The organism is Paenibacillus sp. FW507-14B1B, from assembly GCF_058781425.1.
Window position 1 is genome coordinate 120773 of record NZ_JBYSWS010000002.1, and the last position, 21074, is coordinate 141846.

The 21074-nt window shown below is 42.9% G+C and carries 20 protein-coding genes, 1 pseudogene and 1 riboswitch; of the genes and pseudogenes, 5 read left to right on the forward strand and 16 right to left on the reverse strand.

Annotation, left to right across the window (positions count from 1 at the left end; genetic code table 11):
* The first annotated feature begins 65 nt into the window (after nucleotides 1-65).
* A complete protein-coding gene (locus AC3WJJ_RS08640; protein WP_492539780.1) occupies nucleotides 66-302 on the forward strand; it encodes a DUF4183 domain-containing protein in 237 nt (78 codons plus the stop codon).
* Between the two features lie 79 nt (nucleotides 303-381).
* Here AC3WJJ_RS08640 and fucU read toward each other — a convergent pair whose 3' ends face one another.
* Genes fucU through AC3WJJ_RS08660 form a run of 4 tightly spaced genes read right to left on the reverse strand, consistent with a single transcriptional unit; the run spans nucleotide 382 to nucleotide 4866 of the window.
* Complete coding sequence (gene fucU, locus AC3WJJ_RS08645) at nucleotides 382-813, reverse strand: L-fucose mutarotase (protein WP_492539782.1); 432 nt, start codon at nucleotides 811-813, stop codon at nucleotides 382-384.
* A 53-nt stretch (nucleotides 814-866) separates the two neighbouring features.
* Nucleotides 867-2369 carry a rhamnulokinase gene (locus AC3WJJ_RS08650; RefSeq protein ID WP_492539784.1) on the reverse strand — a complete coding sequence of 501 codons (1503 nt, stop codon included), beginning with the start codon at nucleotides 2367-2369 and terminating at the stop codon, nucleotides 867-869.
* A gap of 20 nt (nucleotides 2370-2389) precedes the next feature.
* On the reverse strand, nucleotides 2390-3049 hold the full coding sequence (locus tag AC3WJJ_RS08655; protein ID WP_492539786.1) for a class II aldolase/adducin family protein: 660 nt from the start codon (nucleotides 3047-3049) through the stop codon (nucleotides 2390-2392).
* Nucleotides 3050-3075: 26 nt separating this feature from the next.
* Nucleotides 3076-4866: an L-fucose isomerase gene (locus tag AC3WJJ_RS08660; RefSeq protein WP_492539788.1), complete on the reverse strand. Its 1791-nt coding sequence runs from the start codon at nucleotides 4864-4866 to the stop codon at nucleotides 3076-3078.
* Nucleotides 4867-5024: 158 nt separating this feature from the next.
* Between AC3WJJ_RS08660 and AC3WJJ_RS08665 the strand changes: the two genes are divergently transcribed.
* Nucleotides 5025-5885 (forward strand): AraC family transcriptional regulator, encoded by an 861-nt coding sequence (locus AC3WJJ_RS08665; RefSeq protein WP_492539790.1) that lies wholly within the window; start codon nucleotides 5025-5027, stop codon nucleotides 5883-5885.
* 83 nt (nucleotides 5886-5968) lie between these two features.
* On the opposite strand, the gene AC3WJJ_RS08670 is transcribed toward AC3WJJ_RS08665, so the two are convergent.
* The 10 genes from AC3WJJ_RS08670 to AC3WJJ_RS08715 form a co-directional block, all read right to left on the reverse strand.
* Nucleotides 5969-6982 carry an ABC transporter substrate-binding protein gene (locus tag AC3WJJ_RS08670; RefSeq protein WP_492539792.1) on the reverse strand — a complete coding sequence of 338 codons (1014 nt, stop codon included), beginning with the start codon at nucleotides 6980-6982 and terminating at the stop codon, nucleotides 5969-5971.
* Nucleotides 6983-7092: 110 nt separating this feature from the next.
* Nucleotides 7093-8067 carry an ABC transporter permease gene (locus AC3WJJ_RS08675; protein WP_492539794.1) on the reverse strand — a complete coding sequence of 325 codons (975 nt, stop codon included), beginning with the start codon at nucleotides 8065-8067 and terminating at the stop codon, nucleotides 7093-7095.
* A gap of 37 nt (nucleotides 8068-8104) precedes the next feature.
* Nucleotides 8105-9601 carry a sugar ABC transporter ATP-binding protein gene (locus tag AC3WJJ_RS08680; RefSeq protein ID WP_492539796.1) on the reverse strand — a complete coding sequence of 499 codons (1497 nt, stop codon included), beginning with the start codon at nucleotides 9599-9601 and terminating at the stop codon, nucleotides 8105-8107.
* A gap of 139 nt (nucleotides 9602-9740) precedes the next feature.
* Nucleotides 9741-10718 (reverse strand): substrate-binding domain-containing protein, encoded by a 978-nt coding sequence (locus AC3WJJ_RS08685; protein WP_492539798.1) that lies wholly within the window; start codon nucleotides 10716-10718, stop codon nucleotides 9741-9743.
* A 5-nt stretch (nucleotides 10719-10723) separates the two neighbouring features.
* A complete protein-coding gene (locus AC3WJJ_RS08690; protein ID WP_492539800.1) occupies nucleotides 10724-12511 on the reverse strand; it encodes a sensor histidine kinase in 1788 nt (595 codons plus the stop codon).
* A gap of 14 nt (nucleotides 12512-12525) precedes the next feature.
* On the reverse strand, nucleotides 12526-14139 hold the full coding sequence (locus AC3WJJ_RS08695; RefSeq protein ID WP_492539802.1) for a response regulator: 1614 nt from the start codon (nucleotides 14137-14139) through the stop codon (nucleotides 12526-12528).
* 55 nt (nucleotides 14140-14194) lie between these two features.
* Nucleotides 14195-14605: a VOC family protein gene (locus AC3WJJ_RS08700; RefSeq protein WP_492539804.1), complete on the reverse strand. Its 411-nt coding sequence runs from the start codon at nucleotides 14603-14605 to the stop codon at nucleotides 14195-14197.
* 95 nt (nucleotides 14606-14700) lie between these two features.
* Nucleotides 14701-15090, reverse strand: a complete 390-nt coding sequence (locus AC3WJJ_RS08705) for a 2Fe-2S iron-sulfur cluster-binding protein (RefSeq protein ID WP_492539806.1) — start codon at nucleotides 15088-15090, stop codon at nucleotides 14701-14703.
* Between the two features lie 34 nt (nucleotides 15091-15124).
* The gene (locus AC3WJJ_RS08710; protein ID WP_492539808.1) at nucleotides 15125-16072 is read right to left on the reverse strand and encodes a phosphotransferase family protein; all 948 of its coding nucleotides are present in this window, start codon (nucleotides 16070-16072) and stop codon (nucleotides 15125-15127) included.
* 87 nt (nucleotides 16073-16159) lie between these two features.
* Nucleotides 16160-16633 carry a C40 family peptidase gene (locus AC3WJJ_RS08715; protein ID WP_422657092.1) on the reverse strand — a complete coding sequence of 158 codons (474 nt, stop codon included), beginning with the start codon at nucleotides 16631-16633 and terminating at the stop codon, nucleotides 16160-16162.
* 3 nt (nucleotides 16634-16636) lie between these two features.
* Nucleotides 16637-16769, reverse strand: a riboswitch (cyclic di-AMP (ydaO/yuaA leader).
* A gap of 683 nt (nucleotides 16770-17452) precedes the next feature.
* Between AC3WJJ_RS08715 and AC3WJJ_RS08720 the strand changes: the two are divergent.
* Nucleotides 17453-17815 (forward strand): annotated as a pseudogene (locus AC3WJJ_RS08720) (transposase); the annotation flags it as partial.
* Between the two features lie 99 nt (nucleotides 17816-17914).
* On the opposite strand, the gene AC3WJJ_RS08725 reads toward AC3WJJ_RS08720, so the two are convergent.
* The gene (locus tag AC3WJJ_RS08725) at nucleotides 17915-18244 is read right to left on the reverse strand and encodes a four-helix bundle copper-binding protein (RefSeq protein ID WP_422657093.1); all 330 of its coding nucleotides are present in this window, start codon (nucleotides 18242-18244) and stop codon (nucleotides 17915-17917) included.
* Between the two features lie 217 nt (nucleotides 18245-18461).
* On the opposite strand from AC3WJJ_RS08725, the gene AC3WJJ_RS08730 reads away from it, so the two are divergent.
* Complete coding sequence (locus AC3WJJ_RS08730) at nucleotides 18462-19532, forward strand: Mrp/NBP35 family ATP-binding protein (protein ID WP_492539810.1); 1071 nt, start codon at nucleotides 18462-18464, stop codon at nucleotides 19530-19532.
* A gap of 88 nt (nucleotides 19533-19620) precedes the next feature.
* Here the strand turns inward: AC3WJJ_RS08730 and AC3WJJ_RS08735 are convergent, their stop codons facing one another.
* Nucleotides 19621-19857, reverse strand: a complete 237-nt coding sequence (locus AC3WJJ_RS08735) for a ferredoxin family protein (RefSeq protein ID WP_492539812.1) — start codon at nucleotides 19855-19857, stop codon at nucleotides 19621-19623.
* Between the two features lie 256 nt (nucleotides 19858-20113).
* On the opposite strand from AC3WJJ_RS08735, the gene AC3WJJ_RS08740 reads away from it, so the two are divergent.
* A complete protein-coding gene (locus AC3WJJ_RS08740) occupies nucleotides 20114-20968 on the forward strand; it encodes an SDR family oxidoreductase (protein WP_492539814.1) in 855 nt (284 codons plus the stop codon).
* Nucleotides 20969-21074 lie beyond the last annotated feature (106 nt).

Genomic DNA, 21074 nt, shown 5'->3' on the forward strand with positions numbered 1-21074 from the left:
ACCATATGTAGAATCCTCTACCTTAGTGACAGCATTTTTGAGGTATTCACTAACTAATAATAGTAATGGTTACGATTCCCGCTCATGATTTCACAGACGATCAAGGTAGACCCGTAAAGTTCTTCACGAACATAAGACTACACAGTCACACCAATTTATTTATTAACGGGATGCTTCAAGAAGGACGTATATATAAAGTCAGCCCACATAGTCTGATTATCCACTCTGCGGGAAATCACATCATTGCTGGAACTCCAATCATTATTGAAGTACTTTGCTTCTCTGTTCGAATCGTCTCATAGCCCCCTTATCCTTCAAAAAAAGAAGGTGTACCACGGTCAGATTGACCTTGGTACACCTTCTTCTCTGATGCAATGACACTTATTCTACCACAACACCTTTTTTCAAAATCACGTTGGCACAAAGCGCTTTCTCTCCAGTAGAGACAATTGCATATGCGTTCTTCGCACGCTCATAAAAAGCAAAGCGTTCCACCTCTTCAAGCTCGATCGCTTTGAAGTGATGTTCTTTGACAATTTGACGATATTCATCCCAGATTGGGGTTTCAATCGTATCACCTGGCGTAACAGCCATCAATGCGACTGGGGACTCCACATAGATGTCAAGTGGGAACAGTGGCAATACCGCCTTTAACAGCTCAGGAATGCCATGACCATCCGCGCGAACCAGACGCTGTGCATGACTTGCTGCAGGGAAATTTCCATCACCGAACACAATTTCGTCGGCGTGCCCCATTTCCATGAGCACTTTTAGTAGTTCAGGAGATATCAAGCTTGAGATTCCTTTTAGCATCTTTACACAACCTTCCACTAAGGATCATGATCATACTATTGGAATTAGCTATTCTATACAGACACTTTAGTAATACTTCTGAAACTAGCAAAAGCCTGATCCCACTCTTCACCTTGTTCCGGTTCATACGATGACATAGGGAAGGATCGCTTCACAAGCTGAATTCCCTCTTCCCGGTTTTGAATCGCACCACTTGCAATAAATTGAACAAGCATATTACCAATCGCGCTTGCTTCAACAGGTCCTGTCCACACCGGGCGGCCTAGAGCACTGGCCGTTAATTGACAGAGAAGCTCGTTCTGAATACCACCGCCGACCATATGCAGTCCAGCATACTGATTACCGGTGAGTTTTTCCACTCGCTCAAGCACTTCTCGATATCTTAGAGCAAGACTCTCTAGTATGCAGCGTACAATTTCCCCTGCACTTTGAGGTACCTTCTGGCCTGTTTCCCGACAATAACTCTGAATTTCAGCAATCATATCCGGTGGATTCATAAATCGCAGATCATCCGGTGCGATAAAGCTACGGAACGGTTCTGCTTCACGAGCTAAATCCACAAGTTCACTGAACGAGTATTCGTTGCCATTACGATCCCAATGACGTTTGCACTCCTGCACAATCCAAAGACCCATGATGTTCTTAAGCAGTTGGAAGGTGCCATATGCACCTCCCTCGTTAGAGAATTCAAGGTCCAGCACATCTGGATGAATAAGCGGCTCATCAAGCTCCGTTCCGAGAAGAGACCATGTACCGCTTACTAAGTATGCAAACGTCTTCGATTCTGCTGGTACAGCTACAACAGCGGACTCTGTATCATGTGAAGCTACTGCAATTGCTTGAATCGCCGGAACGTTCAATTCCTGACAGATCGAATCCTGTAATTTCCCAATAATAGTCCCAGGTTCAATCGGATCAATGAATAGAGAAGGATCTAAACCGAGCTCTTCAATGAGCTGCGTATTCCAAGCTCTGTTCTTCACATGATATAGCTGAGTTGTTGTAGCCATCGTAAACTCACAGACCTGTTGACCCGTAAGAAAATAATGTAGTAAATCAGGTGTTAATAGGAGCTTTTCCGCGATTTCCAGCTTTGGTGAGTTTGCCTTGACCATCGCATGTAATTGAAAAATCGTATTAAAGGGCATGAACGCCAGCCCGCTTTCATCGAACAATCTCTGACGTCCAACCTGGGCGCTCGTCTTCTCCACCATACCCATTGTCTGGGTATCCCTGTAATGATAAGGAATACCGACAAGCTCACCATTTCGGTCAATAAGCCCGAAATCAACGCCCCATGTATCCATTCCGTAGCTTTGCGGTGTATACCCAGATTGAAAAGCCTTCTGGATACCATTCTTTACTTCTTGGAACAGGGCAGCGATATTCCAGTGCAGATGCTCACCAAATTGTACAGGTATGTTAGGAAAACGATGAATCTCAGTAATTTGAAGCTTACCCTGGTCTCCCTCATCCTGCCGGATGATCTCTCCGATCAACGCGCGGCCACTACTTGCTCCCATATCAAATGCGAGCACTGCAGGTGTATCGTTCATCACTAGCACCACCCAATACTTTATTTCATTTTTTGAAGTAACTGGATCCGATAATCTTCACTTTCCAGTGCAGCTATATCATCGACTTCTTGATCAGTTAAAGGCACTGGGGTTCCAGCAGCACGTGCACTCAAATAGATTTTGGCACTTTCTTCGACAACTTGAGTGCGGTAGTATGCCTCACGAAGATTTCTACCTGTTGTCACCAGACCGTGATTACCTAGCAGAATCGAACTTGCTTGGACTACCTTCTCTGCTACAGCATCAGCAAGCAAATCCGTTGTTGGAATAATGTAAGGAATATAAGCTGTTCTACCAACGAGCGCTGCTTGATCTGGGAACATAATGGGAAGATTTTGTTCGATTAACGTAAACGCAATACAGTGTGACGGATGCGTATGCACCATGGCACCCATATCAGGGTTCGCACGATATCCATACAAGTGCATGAGCACTTCAGATGAAGGACGTAGTCCAATATCCGTAATCTCTCCTGTAGGAATATCAACTTCAATCCACTGTTCAGGTTCAATCTCTTCAAGTGCAAATCCGCTCGGGGATAAATACATCTTATCTCCGGCTCTAGCACTGATATTGCCACCAGGACCCACAACGAGTCCATCGTTCACGATTTTACGTGCGTATTTACATAGCTCGTTTCGTGTATCTAAGTTTTGCATATGGTTTCTCCTTTTCTCACACCTGTTTATTTATACAGTGGACCAAAATTTTGACATGCGCGGAAATCTGCGCTTTCAGCATGCTCCGTACCAAACATTCCCCATGCTCTAGGACGGAACACTTGCTCAGATGGCACATTGTGCATATTTACTGGAATTCGAAGAATAGATGCCAAGGTAATTAGGTCAGCTCCAATATGTCCGTAGCTGATTACGCCATGGTTCGCTCCCCAGTTGTTCATCACTTCATATACGCTTGTAAAAGCTCCCTGACCTGTGAGGTTCGGTACAAACCAAGTTGTAGGCCATGTTGGATCTGTACGCTTATCTAGCGTGTCATGTACATGCTCTGGAAGTTCAACGGAGTACCCCTCAGCAATCTGAAGCACCGGGCCAAGTCCTTTAACCAGATTCAGACGGGACATCGTCATTGGCATACCGCCACGAGTCAGGTAATCCGTTGAGAATCCGCCGCCTCTGAAGTATTCTACGGAAGCCGGTCTCCACTGCGAAGCCTTTAATGTCTTCTCAACTTCTTCGTCCGTAATTTCCCAGAAAGGCTTCATCGAAGGCTTACCATCACGCTCCTGCTCCCCTGTCCCATCAAGTGTTGCAGAACCAGAGTTGATCAGATGAAGGATTCCACCTTCTGCTGCACCTTCAAGCTTATATCCTGTTACACGTTCAACCGAAGCGGGACTCCAGTACGTTCTAACATCAGCAAAGATTTGAGCCGTGTTTGTTAGCAAATATCCGAACAACATATTCACACCGTTCAAACTATCGTTCTCTGTAGCAACGATGTACGGTGAACGTTTACCATTCCAATCAAAAGATGAATTTAGCATGGTTTCCAGGAAATCACCGTTCGGAGCATGGTCCGTCCATTGTCTTTGGCCTTGGAATCCAGAAGCGATAGCGTTATGGCCTTGCGCCTCTTCTTCGAAGCCAAGTTCAGCAAGACGTGGGTTTCCGATCATGAGGTCACGTGTGATCAGTGTCATTTTCACAACTGTTTCCCACTCTAGATCTTTACGCTCACGACTGGACTGCAAGTGTTCAGGGTTGTTATCCGGTCCTTCTGTACAGCTTTCCTTAACCCATTTAAGAGCCGTTTCATATTCCTCGGGATCATAGATTCCTTCTTCCAAACGACGTGTAAACTCACTCATATCAACATACTCATTACGCATGCCAAGGTATTCTTGGAAGAACGAATCATTTACGATCGAACCTGCGATACCCATGGATACGGAACCCATTGACAAGTAAGATTTCCCACGAATATAGGCAGCAGATAAACCACTTCTTGCAAAACGAAGCAACTTCTCCTGAACATCATCTGGAATAACGCTATCTCCTTCATCTTGAACGTCTTCACCATATATACCGAACGCAGGAAGACCCTTCTGAGCATGGGCAGACAATACAGCTGCCAAGTATACTGCACCTGGACGACCTGTCCCGTTAAAACCCCATACAGCCTTCGGCAGGGATGGATCTGTATCCATCGTTTCTGTACCATAACACCAGCAAGGCGTAACGGTAATTGTCAAACCAACCTCGGAGTTTTTGAACTTTTTCGCAGCCGCTGCGGCTTCTGCCACGCCTCCGATGCAGGTATCGGCGATAACACACTCTACCGGTTCTCCGTTCGGATAACGCAGGCTATCAGATAGCAGCTTTGCAACCGATTTTGCCAAATTCATCGTTTGATCTTCGAGTGATTCACGAACGCCTTTTCTTCTACCATCAATCGTCGGCCGAATTCCTATTTTCGGAAATCCATCTTTCCATCTGTAATCGCTTTCAATCATGATCTATTACCTCCTTGGATTTCTATCATTAATTCTATTCTAAAGAGGTTTGTAACATGAGATAACCCACTATATTGTTATATCTTAATTACAAGACAGCAATAAGAGTGAAGATTATTATATAATGAAGCTATCATAGGATTTTGGAGGAACATCAGGTGCCTAAAATCGAAATACCTTACAGCAAAAGTGATCAATTCAGTTTCAAACGCAATCCAGAGCTTCTATTTGCGGGTCAGGTTGTAGATGAATCTTTTTTCTACGGACCTCCGCAGATTCATGATTACTGCGAGATTATTTATATCGTTGAAGGAAGCGGCGAGTTTATTATTGGAGGCAAAACCTACGAGCTTCACCAAGGTGATGTCGCTATATATAATCCGGGTGTACCTCATGAAGAACATTTTAGAGCGTCAGGGCCATTCAAAGTCATATACTGCGGAGTAGATCATCTTCATATTGATGGTGTTCCACAAGGTATGCTGCTTCCTCCTTATGTTGATCCCGTTATATCTTGTGAGAAGTATGCTTATAAAGTTGAGAGCTATCTATCTGAGATCCTTCAAGAGTGTGATTCACAAGTTCTAGGTTATGAGACGCTAAGTACGAATCTACTTATGTCCTTGATTACGGTCATCTACCGAATTGTCGATGTAAAACATCAATTTCAGGAACTCAAAGGAAAGAATGAAATCGCACTTCGTACCAAACAATTCATTGATAAAAACTATACACAGAGCATCAGCCTGAAAGACATTGCAGATACACTTTATGTTAGCCAGCATCACTTGTCCCATCTCTTCAAAAAAGAGCTTGGCGACTCTCCGTTCAATTACTTAATTTCTCGTAGAATTGAGGAAGCGAAGAGACTGCTTGCGAAATCCAGTATCCCCGTACATGAAGTAGCTTCGAAGGTCGGTTATGGGAACGAGAAATACTTCTCCATGTTATTTAAGAAGGTGACCGGCCAGACTCCAAGCTCATTTAGAGATCAAGAACGAAGCCTTCCATCAGGGTAATTTCATTCGACACATTGAAGAAGCCGACTATAGGGTAGCTAAACTCCCCTCGATCGGCTTCTTCTTTTTAATTCACATCTAATTTATTCATAGATTACAGCTTTAATCTCATCACTGTCGATATTGTTCTTATCATACCAGTAGAATCCAGTATCGATAACCGGCTCGATCTTCTCGCCTTTGATCGCTGCCACAGCTGCCTTGACCGTTTCATAACCAATACCAACTGGATTTTGCGTAATTGCTCCTGCCATGCTTCCGTTTTTAATAGCATCGATCTGTTGTTTACCGGAGTCGAACCCTACAACCGTAATTTGTCCTTCTTTCTTCATCTCAGCAACTGCATTAATGACACCAATGGCCGAACCTTCGTTAGCTCCAAAGAACCCCTTCAGATCTGGATGCGCTTGCATGATCGCTTTTGCAAGGTCTGTGGATTTCAAGTGGTCTCCGCCACCATATTGAATATCTACAATTTGAATATTGGGATACTTGTCTTCAATCTGTTTCTTGAATCCATCTCTGCGGCTAACTCCCGTTACACTCGTCTGATCATGTACGATCATAGCGATCTTACCTTCATTACCAATTAATTCTGCCATTTTGTCTGCAGCTAGAGCGGATGCTGCTAAATTGTCCGTAGAAGCTGTTGCCAGAGGAATATCGCTATCTACACCCGAGTCAAACGCTATAACCGGAATATTGTTCTCTTTCGCTTTCTTCAGCAGTGGAATGGAAGCTTGGCTGTCAAGCGCCGCGAATCCAATCGCACTTGGTTTTTTATCGAGTGCAGCCTGAAGCATTTCAATCTGCTTATCCACTTGAGATTCTGTTTCTGGTCCTTCAAATGTAATCTTCACATTAAACTCTTTCCCCGCTTGCTCTGCACCCGATTTAACCGCTTGCCAGAATTGGTGCTGGAATCCCTTGGATATGATCGGGATATAAATTTCACCTTCAGCTTTCGTACCTGTTCCTGAATCGTTTGAACTCGGTGTGTCACCGCCGTTTGCTCCATTCTTTGAAGAACTACATCCGGCAAGCAGACTTGTAGTCAACATGAATACCATGGCCAATATGGATAGCTTTTTCATCATTCATTCTCCCCTTGTTTATGAAATAGTTACAATCTATAGAACTTCCTTCAGGAAGTGTCTACCTCTGTCATTGAATGGGTAGGGCAAAGAATAAGCATAAAAGAACTATGCTACGCTTTACGACGTCGCAAGATATCTGCATAAACGGCTAAGATGATCACGATACCGACCACAACGGTCTGCCACTCTTGAGGAACGGATAGAATACGTAGACCATTAGTAAGCACACTCATAATCAATGCCCCGATGACCGTTCCAACTATCGTACCCTTGCCTCCACTTAGTGAAGTTCCACCAATAACAACGGCTGCAATAGCTTCAAGTTCGTATCCAGCACCTAATGCAGGATTGGCAGAATTAAGACGCGAAGCCATAAGCACCCCTGCAAGTCCGGTAAAAGCTCCAGTTAGGGTATAAATGACGATTTTCCAGTAGTTAACGTTAACCCCTGATAAGCGAGTAGCCTCTTCATTGCTGCCTAGCGCAAAATTGTATCGACCAACAATCGTCTTCGACAAAATAATGTAACCGAGAAACGCAGCGATGAAGAAAATCAAGACTGCATTCGGAATATCAAATCCTGGAATGATCGATCCCAGTATCGAACCTTGTGCCACTTCCATAAAGATTTCGTCATCATTAAAATAAATAGGTTTCGCTCCCGAGATCACGAGAGCCAAGCCTTTGGCAATCATCATCATGGCAAGTGTCGCAATAAACGATGGAATCTTCAGCTTAGCGACAGCTGTCCCCGAGATCAGACCACAGAGAGCACCGGTCAATATTCCTCCAAGAATACCAAGTGGGACAGGTACATCCCAGAATGTAATGAATACACCTGTCATCACCGCACTTAAGGTCATTACTGTACCGACAGAAAGATCAATTCCTCCAGTAATAATGACGAATGTGGAACCGAGTGCTAGAACACCAATAACAGCGGTTGAGAATAAAATACCGACAATGTTAGAGAATTGAAAAAAGTTGCCTGATGATAGCGAAAATGTAACGATGAGTACAATTAAACTGGCGAGTGCCAGTACTTGCTGAATTGCTCCTGATTTCGATCGCAGTTTGATGTTCATTCCATATCATCCTCCTGACGTGCATTATTCGGTTACATTACATTCTTAAAGTCGCCAAGTGCATGATTTTTTCCTGCGTGGCCTCTTGGTAATCGAGCTCGCCCGTTATCCTTCCTTCACACATCACGATGATCCGGTGGCTCATACGAAGTATTTCCGGTAACTCTGAAGATATCATAATGATGGATTTCCCCTGCTCTGTCAGATCATTAAGTAGTTTATAGATCTCACTCTTGGCCCCCACATCAATCCCTCTGGTTGGCTCATCGAAGATAAGAATGTCACAATCGCGAGTTAGCCATTTCCCAATCACAACCTTCTGCTGATTCCCACCTGAGAGAAATTTCACCTCTTGATCGATATGCGGGGTCTTTACCTTGAGCTTGTCGACTATTTCCTGAGTTGTTCGTCTGATCTTGGAGGATTGGATAAATCCAACAAATTTAAATTTTCGATAAGAACCAATCACAACATTGGATTTCACGTCTAGATCGACCACACAGCCGAATCGCTTACGATCCTCTGACAAGTATCCGATACCTTGTCGTACCGCATCGTGCGGTTCTTTAATTGTGACTTTACGTTGACGAATCCGAATTTCTCCTGATTGTATTTTGTCTGCACCAAATACTGCTCTAGCGAGCTCGGTCCTCCCTGCTCCTACCAATCCAGCTATTCCAAGAATTTCGCCTTTCTTAAGCTGGAAGTGGATATCATGAAGAACCCTGTTACGATTCAATCCAATGACCTCAAGCACGGTTTCGCTATTGGTGCGAGCATTCTCCGGTTTCGAAGAATCATAGATTTGTCTGCCAACCATCATCGTTATGATCTGCTGATTCGTAACCTCAGATGTAAGGACGGTATCGATATAACGACCATCTCTCATCACTGTAATTCGATCTGTAATCTGCTTAATTTCATCTATCCGGTGAGAAATGTACACAATTCCAACACCCTGCTTACGAAGCTGATTTATAATCCGGAATAGATCGGCAATCTCCGTTTCACTTAAAGCAGCTGTCGGTTCATCCATCACTAACACTTCGGAGTTAAAAGACAATGCCTTGGCGATTTCCACCATTTGCTGCTTAGCGACGGTTAAATCCGCTACAAGCGTAGAAGGGTCCATATCAAGATCCATTAATTCGAAGAGCTGAAGCACTTTGCGGTTCAACTCCTTCTCATCCAAGAACAATCCAAAGCCTTTCTTCGGTTCACGTCCCATAAAAATATTCTGTGCAACACTCAAATCTTGAGAAAGATTCAATTCTTGATGAATCATTCCTATACCAGCATCCTGAGCGGCTTTGGGACTCAAAATTTCAATAGGCTTACCTTTATATACAATGGTACCTACATCCTTCTGATAAACACCCGTGAGAACTTTCATTAATGTGGATTTGCCTGCACCGTTCTCGCCCATTAATGCATGAACCTCACCCTTTAACAATTCAAATCGGCAATCGCTTAGCGCCTGTACACCAGGGAAACTTTTTTCGATGCCAGTCATGGATACGAGTACTTCTCCCAAGCTTCTCACCTCTTTACACGAAGTCTGTGTGATTAATTGTATAAGTCGTGCTCAATGGAAGGAATGGAATTTTCTCTTCTCCATGTTGAAAATCCCACTAAAAATTAAAGTATCTTACTGGTTTAGAGAATAAAAAAAACTACTCTTCCACAAAGGGAAAGAGTAGTTTTTGATTTTCTTCTGTGTACATATTGTCTTTATGGATAACAACTGAATCTGTATATATCTCAGGCGGGACCTTATCTCCGTTCAGAACGGACAATGCGGTTTTTACACCGAGGTAACCTATGCTAAAAGGTTTCTGAACGACCGTTGATTGAAGCACACCTGCTTCTAGCAACTTCACCTCGGCAATGGAGCTGTCGAATCCAACAAGCTTCACTTTACCCATAAGACCAAGCTCTTGAATAGCTCTCCCGGCACCAACAGTTGAAGGTTCATTAAGTCCAACAATGCCATCGAGATCCAGGCGCTTTTGAAGCAATTCCTTCGTCATGTTGTAAGCCGTCTCTTCCATCCCTTCACTGTAATAAGTTCCTACAATTTCGGTTCCTTTACGATAACTGAGGATGCTACGAACTCCTTGTTCCCGCTCTATCTGTGTTGACGTTCCTTGAACATAACTAATAATTGCAACCTTGGCATTAGGTGGTAGAAGCTCTGCCATCTCTCTACCTGCCTTCTGACCAGCATCAATATTATCCGTAGATATTAGACTTTCTGCATAATCGCCATTAATATCGGAATCAATCATGATCAGTGGGATGCCTGCTTTTCTGATCTTCTGCGCAGTAGGTACAAGACGGTTATAATCACCAGCAGCCATCACGATTGCATCTGGATCCTCTTGAATGGCTTGTTCGATCATCGAGATTTGTAGATCAACTTCAATCTCTTTAGGTGGGCCTATCACTGATGCTTGAACGTCAAATTCTTTAGAAGCTGTCTGAACCCCATCGGTTAACACTCGCCAGAACTCAATCTCCTCCGTAGCTTTCAATACAACAATAATCTTCTTGGATCCTGCTGAAAATTCTTTTATCCATAATGCATTTAAGGAAAAGCCCACAATGATCATCGCTATAAATGCTAGAACAATGTAACGTAATTTGAACATTCTGATCAGGCCAACTCCTCCTCCTTACTGCCCTGTTCATCAAAATGAATTGCAGGAATAGTCACAATCGCTGTCGTCCCCTCATTCAGGACACTTTTATAGGACAATCCATATTTTGAACCGAAGTATAACTGAATACGCTGATGAACATTCGCGATCCCAACCCCTACCTTGCTCGTATTATGTGAATCTGATGGGTAAAGGATCGTTCGTATGGTCTCCTCATCCATACCAATTCCATCATCTATAACCCGAAGCTCAATATCATGACCGATTCGAGCTCCATGAATATGAATCATACCCCTTCCTCGCTTGTTCTTAACCCCATGATAGATCGCATTTTCTACAAGGGGTTGAAGTAGAACTTTAAGCGTCATATACCGTTTAAGCGATGAATCAATATGGACCGTAAATTCGATCTTATCCTGATACCTCATCTGCTGGATTTTGAGATAGCTTGTAATGTGTTCGATTTCAGTTGCTAAAGGTATCAGCTCTTGGCCTTTGCTCAGTGATGCCCGGAATAATTTAGCTAGCGCTGATGTCATCAGAATAACCTCGTCATGCTTCTTACCCTCAGCCATCCAAATGATTGAATCGAGTGTGTTATAGAGAAAATGCGGATTGATCTGGGCTTGAAGGGCATTTAGCTCACTCTTGCGTTTGAACTCTTGTTCAACAACGATTTGATTCATTAATTCTTTGATCTTCATCATCATCAGATTAAAACTACGGGCCAAGCTGGATATTTCCTTTGAATGTCCAACTGGAACACGGATATCGAAGTTTCCTTTTTCCACTTCGTTCATATTCTCCTGCAATCTCTTTATCGGCCTTGTCAGATTCCGAGATATGAGATAAGAGACCATCACACCTACTCCTAAACAGAACAAGCCAGCTACTGCAAAAGAGAGCTTCATTTTCTTTTTGTTCTCAACCAGTGCATTCTCATAAAACACTCCGACAATTTTCCAACCGAATCCCGAATCCTTAACGGTGTATATCCGACTTACACCATCCTCTTGAGTAACAAATCCACCGCTTGGTTCTTGGAGTACACGTTCTATCTGCTCTGTCTTCAAATTGCTATATAGAAGCTGTTGTTGAGGATGGTACACAATATTACCTTCCCGATCCACAACAAATACATAGCCTCTATTTCCAAGATCCAACTGATTTAACATATCATTAATTACTTTAAAATTAAGATCTATAAGCAGAATACCAAGTCCTTGTGAACGATCTATCCCGCGTAGTTCACGGCTTAGCGAGACCACCCAGTGGTATTCATCTTTGATAACTGGCTGGACATGGGATGAAAAAATCACGGCCTGCCCAGCCGCATTCTGTGCCTGCTGGTACCAAGACTGTTCTGCTGGTGGACTGTTCGGATTCAACTGCACACCGCGCCGATCCGAAATAAATGTCCCATTGTAGCCGAATATATTAACCGATGTAATATCTTTTCTAGAGACAAGAATAGAGTGAAAATACTCTGATATTTTGGACTCTAGCGCTGACAATTTTTTTGGTGAAAGTGATTGGGCATACGCCAAGTATTCTCTCACGTCCGGATTATTCATTGCCGTCAAGGAGATATCCTTCATGCCTGTAATATAAGTCTGTATATTGGCGTTTACTTGATTGATCAATTCGGCTGTGTAACTCTCAGCCGTCTCTCGCACAGCCGATTCCGATAATCGGTAGGAGATAAATATGAGCAGTAATGCCGTCAACAGAACAAGCAAGACAAAGGTGCCTGCTATTCTAGATTGGATACTTTTGATTTTCATATTACGCCACATCATCATGCACCGTCTGCCATCATCTTCTGGCGGTAGTCAGTCGGCGTATCCCCCGTATATTTCTTAAAGAGCACACTGAAATACTGAGCATCCTGATAACCTGTTTTCATAGCAATCTCATAGGTTTTCAATGAAGAATGCTTTAACAGCTCCTTAGCCTTCTCCAATCGAATACGGGTTACATATTCTACAAAAGTCTTTCCGGTATGGGCCTTAAATAAAGAACTGAAATAGCTTGCACTCATAAAAATCCGGCTGCACACCGTTTTTACGGAAAGCTCTGTATCATCATAATTGTTATGAATAAATTGTACCGCTTCTGACATCTGATGACGCGAAATATCCTTACGTGTTTCAACGACTCCTTGGATGGCCTTCTCACACATATCCTTGAGCCAGTATTCTATCTCTTCCAATGAACGAAAAGAGTACAGCTCTGTTAATAGACGAGTTTCCTTACCGAGTAAATCTTTCTCACTACAGCCGATTTCCAGCAATGCCTGAAGTACAGCCAGCATCACCCTCAGCACTCGAATGTAGCACTGTTCAATGGATATCGATGCATGTTTAAGTTCTCCGATCAACCGACTGATCGAAAGATCAACATCTTCTGGTGTACCTGTCTTTATAGCAGATACAAGGGCATTCTCCGCATTCGTTCCGTCATATAGTGGCATTGAACTTCTATTCTCTAGATCTAATATACTTACAACTTGATCACTACCCATTAGCAGACGATATTCCAGCGCCGATACAGAAGCTTGGCAAGAGTGTCTGAGATCTTTCAGTTCACGACAGATCGTTCCCACTCCAACCGTTACCGTAAAGGACAGATAGCGTTTAATGGAACTGCGAATGGCCTCGGCCATTTCTTGGGCACGTGTATATATTGCCTCTTCTCCCGTTCCGGATAATACAGTAATAACCTTATTCCCTTTATAACGAAATACAGCAGAAGCGGATTCATCGCTCATAATTTCTTGAATAATATTGTAGACAGCAAAAGCATACAGCTCATTATCGGTACCATGGTCATCAGGACGCAGTTCATCCATATCTGCCGCGATAGCTACAAATAAAGGACCGGTCAGTGCAATATCGAAGTATGCCATTTTACTCGATATTTCCCAATCGCTCAGTGCTGAGGACGCTAGACGTTCAAGAAATCTCTCTTTAAGTAGCGGAAGACTCTCGTTTAACTGTTGTTTCAATTGATTTAGATGTTCCTGATTTCCACGCTCTTCATCCATTTCGACTTTTAATTTATCCAGTATCTCACGGAGTTCCGCTGATGTAACCGGTTTCAAAATAAAATCTGTGACTTGTAGTTTCACAGCTTGCTGTGCGTATTCAAAATCATCATATCCCGTCAAAATTATGATCTTCGTTCGTGGATACAGCTCCACGATGCGTCGGGAGAGCTCCAGTCCATCCATAAAAGGCATATAAATATCGGTTAATACGACATCTGGTCGAAGACTAGCAACGACTTCTAAGGCCTCTTGTCCATTCTCACTTACACCCACACATACAAACCCATGTTCTTCCCATTGAATACGATCCCTAATTCCTTCTCGGACAATGGGTTCATCATCCACTATGATGATCTTATACAATTGAAACGCCCCCAACCAACCTAATGATATAATGTACGGATGAGCATGTACCTGATTACTCCTTGCAAATCATGAGAAGATTCCCATTCGGATCTTTAATAACAAACCATTGATTATTCTCGATCGTCGTCACGATATCAACTTCTGTTTCCACAGCGTAGGCGAATGCTGCTTCCAAATCATTCGTAAGTAGCATGAATGCAGGCGTTGTAATATGTGGTGCTCCACCCGGTTCCTCGCCTCCCCACATGGGCATTGTGTCTAAGATGAGTCCGGTTCCTTGCATAGGGAGAGGACATAAATGTCCATTCAAAATTTCACACTCCATTACATTTAGCCCAAGGAGCTGGCAATACCACAGTCGAGATTCCTCAAGGTCTCGAACCGGTACAAAGACACTACCTATTTTGTTTTGAATCGGGCTCTGCGATATAGAGAAGTGTGTGTCCCTCTCGTAGCGCTTCATCATATTCCCTCCAAATTGAACTGTTATTGTATTTAAGATAAAAAAACCGGATAACCTGATTACAGGCCTCCGGGTACGATCATGATGAAATATGATTAGAAGTATGGTGCGTGCTTAATAGAAACAACGCCTATTCTCTCGAATTTCGTCTGGCATCCTAAACGATAACCATCATCGATCTCTTCAGGATCCAGTCTATTCTCTTCGGCTTCATTCGCAGCGGACATATACTCCATTCCTTCACTTATATGACAACGACAGCGAGCACAAGTCCCTCTTTTACAAAAAGAGTTCCAATCAACTTCATTCCGTTCTGCAAGTTCGAGAATCGTCATACCGACAACCGGAACAACATCCTGCTCGGTGTTCCTTCCTCGTAACAGGACAAGCTTCTCTTCTGTACTTGCTTGTCTAGTAGGAGTGGATGCCTCGGAAGTTTCAAGAACAGATTCTTTCTTCTCCCGACCTTTCCAAAATTTAAACACGCTGTACTTCCCTCCTCAATCAGATAGACTAAACTTATGTAATTAGGGAATTCGGCAGAAGATGCTTATGGAGCAATCTCTTGATTTCAAAAATATCATTCAGTTCTGTAATTTCTCTGCCTGTATATTTCTCATAAATTGCTTTTACAAAATTCGCACCAAAATCATGCATCAGCGTTCCTGCAAATAATCGATCAATAAACTCATTATACTTCATCCCCAGCCCCTTAATAAACTCAAAAATACCTTCGATATCACTTTGCAATAATTCAAATATAATCGGAGGAAACTCATATTCAACCGGTGCAATTGTACTATCAGCGAAATCAATAATATAGAGCTGTCCAATCGTGTTGATCAGTACATTGTCACCTGTTAGATCACCATGCACATGAACATAAGTTTGAATCTTATACTCTCTTAGGTAATCTTTAATTTGCTTGCTTACTTCGGGTGCTGCAATATGCCATCTCTCGTTATGTACTGCTCTATCTATAAGGAATTCACGACTAAACTCTTCATCAGGACGAATATTTAACTTCGATAAATTATGCTGCAGCTCTTTGATGAACTGTTTCTTTTTTTCGAGAGTTAATTGAGTGAAGACATCGCCAGCACTTTCCCCTTCAATATAATCCATAATGAGGTATTTGAATGCATACTTATCTTTTAACGTGCCCGCAGCAACAATGGATGGCGTATGAATCCCTTGCTGGATGGCTCTTTGCATTGCTGTTTGTTCAGCTCTGTAATCTGAGTCTGTATCTAAACCCGATTCTGATGGCGCAAAAATCTTAATGACATATTCCCCTGTTTTGAACACCGCATTAGTTCCTGGCTTCAAATGAGAGATATGCTCTGCTCCAGTCAGTTGTTCTCTTGCAAATATTTCTTCTATTAATAGCCTGAAATCTTCTATGGACTGATAAACAGCTCCCCAGGAATGCCAGTTGTTAATTTCTCTTCGAAATAAGTAAGACATAACGATTAATCCTCCATGTTCATCACTTTGAAATACGATCATATATTTAAAAAGCCCGCGATATTAATCGCGGGCTTTGATTCATTATTAATTAATAGTTCCTACCATCTGCACATAATTCTCTTGACTGATCACTCGACGTGCAGTTACATAACGAGTCTTATAATAAGATTCAGACAATTTACTGATTCTTACACCCTTACTTGTTGATGCATGAGCAAATTGATCATTTCCGACATAAATTCCTGCGTGAGAAACTCCACGACCACTTGTATTAAAGAATACCAAATCTCCCATTCGAAGGTCTTCTTGATCTACATGAGTCCCCGCTTTGGCTTGTGCAGCGGATGTACGAGGCAAATCTAGATCATATTGATTCATTATGTACAGAATAAATCCTGAGCAGTCAAATCCACTTTCCGTTGTTCCACCCCATTTATACGGAGTTCCAACCAACTGTGTTACTTGACTTTGAAGCTTTGGCATATCAGCGTATGCTGTGAAGGCGCCAGAAGAAAAAATAAGTGCAGACCCTAGTAATGATATAATGACTTTCTTCAAAACACTTTCTCCCTTCGGTGCCTACGGAGTTAGCTAAGGGTTCGGCTGAAGGTCTCCTATATTCCCTCTATTGCAAGAATAATTCACCCGGATCGGTTCCCCCGTTTTCAAAAACGAAATTCGGCAAAATTCATTAATATTTTGTAACCCTATCATACTGTAATATATTTTGGCTAGATATGTCAATGATATGAGTGACAAAAATGTAATTTCTTCCTCTACTTATTCCTTCTCTCACTATCATTCCCCTATTTTTTACCTATCCGTAAACGGTTGGACTATACCAGATGTTATTTCAAATTAAGACATCAAAAAGGGGCTGTCCCAAAAGATCTAGGATCTTGCGTGATGGCCTCGTTTGTTGTTGTGAGATGCTCCGCGTACGAAACGTTCCTCCCCTCGCTGTTGCCCCCAAATTTCCGGGAATTATTCTAGCAAGGAAGAAATTCGGGGGCAAAGGCGACCGCTACCGCTGGTCCGGAATCGTTTCGTTCTCTCCGCTGCTTCGTGCATACCATTCAAAGACAGATAACAGAAGGAAACCGCCCTCTAGTAGAATGGAAGTACGACCAACCATGTAAGAAGGATTTGTACATTCAATATACCATTGATCAATTTTATCTGCCAATGGATTTAGAGGACGACATTCCGTCCAATCACCTTGTTCGTGTAGTCAATGAAGCGGTCAATCGCTTAGATGACCGAATCTTCCAGGATGCCTATCAGGTGGAGGACGAAATAGCTAACTCACCAAGATCCTCATTTACGCCTACACCCAGCGACTGTATTCCTCTCGTCAAATCGCCAAGGTACTCGACAGAGAGCGGATATGAGATTCGAAAGCGACACTACCGGGGAGAAAGCTGTGAAGGTTGTCCACTCAAAGAAGCTTGCACCAAAGCTAAAGGGAATCGTGAAATCACGGTAAGCATGGAATACCTTCGGTACAAACAACAAGCTCGTGAGAAACTTAGAAGTGAGAAAGGGTACGCACTGTCGGTTTGAAGGATGATGGAACCGGAAAGTGTATTTGGGCAAATCAAGAACAACCGAGGGTTTAGACGATTTCTGCTTCGAGGCCTGTCGAAAGTCAGCCTTGAGGTCGGATGGCTTTCACTCGCCCATAAACTGTTGAAGAAGGCGGCAATAGACCAAAATAAAGACATGGCGGTGCTGGGATAACCTCCCTGACTCCACCATGTCTTTATTTTTTGCTCCATATTTCACTCATGTGAGCTGCTTCTTTAAACAAGAATCTACTATTAACTCTACTAATATCGTTTAAGCTGCCATAGCTCGGCATGCATCAGCACATCTGAAACATGCCTCGGCGCAGCGCTGGCAGTGTTCATGATCATGCTTTTTGCATTCATTGCCGCATCTCTCACACATTTCTGCACATGCCTCGCAGATTTGTTTGACATAAGAGCTATTAATAGACATTGCATGTGCTGCAAAGGCACATAAATCTGCACACTCTCGATCTAGGCGGATACACTCCTTCATCATTTCCATATGTTCTTCTTCCAGACAAGCGGAATAACAGTGGTTACAAGCCTGCATACAACGTAGACATTCATCGATACATTTCTGCATTTGTTCATGTGACATAGGTAGTTCTCCCTTCAGAATCGAATTTCACCTTTTGCAAACGAGGCTACCTCTTATTAAACAGAAATTGTGTGGTTTCTGTGTAGAATGGATATATACTCACAAAATTTTCACAAAATACATCACAATCGAGCTTTCATTGACTAGTCGTTTCAACTTCTTTAAACTGAAATGAACAAGAAAATCGGCATTCAAGAAGCATGTATAGAGGTGACTTATGAATAGAGAGATATTTGAGAGCAAAATGGCAACCATCATCGACCCCAATCTAAAACTTCCTTTGATTCAGATTGGATACATCCGTGATGTCATGTTGAAGGAAGACAAAGCTGCACTGACCCTGATCGCTACCGAACAAGATCAGACACAAGGCGTAACAGAAACCCAGAAACAGCAGATCGAAGAGCTGCTTCGTACCATAGGAGTATCAAATATACATATAAGAATAAAGACAGTATCCGAAGAGGAGAAACAACACATATCCGTTAGAGCACTGGAGATGCAACAATCACAGACAAAATCAGCAGCAAGACCTGCAGCTCCGAATCCCTTTCCAGTGAGCCCCATGGTTAAAGCTGGGGTGAAATTCATCGCCATTGCTAGTGGCAAAGGCGGCGTTGGTAAATCTACTGTGACTCTGAATCTCGCAAAAGCTTTGCATAAAGTCGGTAAAAGAGTCGGCATTATTGATGCTGATATTTATGGCTTCAGTATACCTGACATGATGGGGATTCATGAGAAACCTGAACCTACGAATAGTCGTCCCACACCACTGCAGCGAGATGGAATCCAAGTGATCTCTACAGGTTTTTTTGTCAAAGGTAATGATCCTGTCTTGTGGCGTGGCCCTCGGCTTGGAAGAATGCTCTCTAGTTTTTTGAACGATGTAATGTGGGGTCCTCTGGATTATATGCTAATCGATCTTCCCCCTGGGACCGGTGATATTGCCCTAGCTATCCATCAGATGCTACCAGAGTGCTCTGAAATTATCGTTACGACACCGCAATCCACAGCTACAGTTGTTGCAGAACGTGCAGGAATGATGGCACTCCAGACCCATCACCATATTATTGGGGTTATTGAGAATATGTCTTACTATGAAGATCTGTCAGGAAATAAACATTATATCTTTGGTAAAGGCGGCGGTTCAAAGTTAGCAGAACAGCTAAATACCTCCGTGCTGGCTCAGGTTCCGATCATCCCGGATGAACAACAATCCACGAATCCTGATCTTCTGAAGCAAATCTACGATGATATAGCTATTCATGTTGTTCAGACGCTTTCATAATGATTGTAAATTAAAAACACCCTTCCCTATAGGTGAGCTGAAAGTAACTCTGCACCTATGAGGAAGGGTGTTTATTTAAGTATTAGCTTCATTTGTTCTTATAGTATTCCACAGCCTTTTCGTAATAAGGCTTCTCTTCTTCCGGCAAATCATCGATATAAAATACTGCTGTCACGGGACAAGCTGCTTCACAAGCGCCACAGGAAATACAAATATCCGGGTCAATGTAGAATTGATCGTCTCCTTCTTCAATGCAATCAACTGGACATACGTCGACACATTCACCAGCTTTTTCATCTATACAAGCTGAGCCAATAACATACATGGATTAATCCCCTCTTTTCGCTAATCTACTCTAAGCTACCTCATTTAATCATACATCAAAACTAGAAAAAGTAGGACAAGAAATATCCTCATAAGGACTTTTTAAACAAAAAGATATAATAATTATGTGAAACATTTATTACTTTGTCAATTCATTTTAGGAAAGATCTTCTATTCTAATCCTCCGTCAGTACTTATACGCTGGAATTATATAGATGTTTGAATTTAACAAAACTCTTGGGGAGCGTGAATGATAAATGGGACCCTTTACTAATGACTTGTTAAGAGACAAAGTTATATTAATTACCGGTGGTGCCACAGGACTTGGCCGCGCTATGGGTGAGAAGTTTTTAGAGCTGGGAGCTAAACTTGCGATCTGTGGCCGCCGCGAAGAAGTACTGAAGAATGCAGCAGAAGAAATGAGTCCCTTGGGACACGACGTCTATTATAGAAGCTGTGATGTACGTGATCCCCTTCAAGTCCAAGCGCTTATCGATGCTGTAGAGAGTCACTATGGTGGCATAGATATTCTCGTAAATAACGCTGCCGGCAATTTCATCAGTCCCACAGAACGACTATCTTCACGCGCTGTTGATGCAGTACTCAACATTGTACTTCACGGGACTTTTTATACAACCCTGGAAGTCGGTAAGCGCTGGATTGAGAGAGGTTCATCTGGAACCATGCTTAATATCGTGACAACCTATGCTTCAACGGGTTCCGGATATGTTGTACCCTCCGCGGCCGCCAAGGCTGGGGTACTGGCGATCACCCGCTCACTTGCCGTAGAATGGGCTCCCTACGGTATACGTCAAGTTGCCATTGCCCCTGGTCCGTTTCCAACAGAAGGTGCATGGTCTCGGCTGGCTCCTACCCCAGAGTTTGAACAGAAGATGATTAATCGCGTTCCACTTGGTCGCGTTGGCAATAAGGATGAGTTATCCAATCTGGCAGCCTTCCTAATATCTGATTACGCAGCCTACATTAATGGCGACGTTATTACAATCGATGGCGGTGAGTGGCTTCAAGGTGCTGGACAATTTAATGATCTTGGTGAGTTAACCTCTGAGCAGTGGGATGAAATTTCTCCTTTAACCCGTAAGGGTAAGTAAACCGGATTGGTATCCATGGTTGAAGTTTGATTGAAGTTCGTGTTTTAACTACCTAAACACAAAATATCCCCTTCTGTGTACCTATAAAGCCCTGTACACGGAAGAG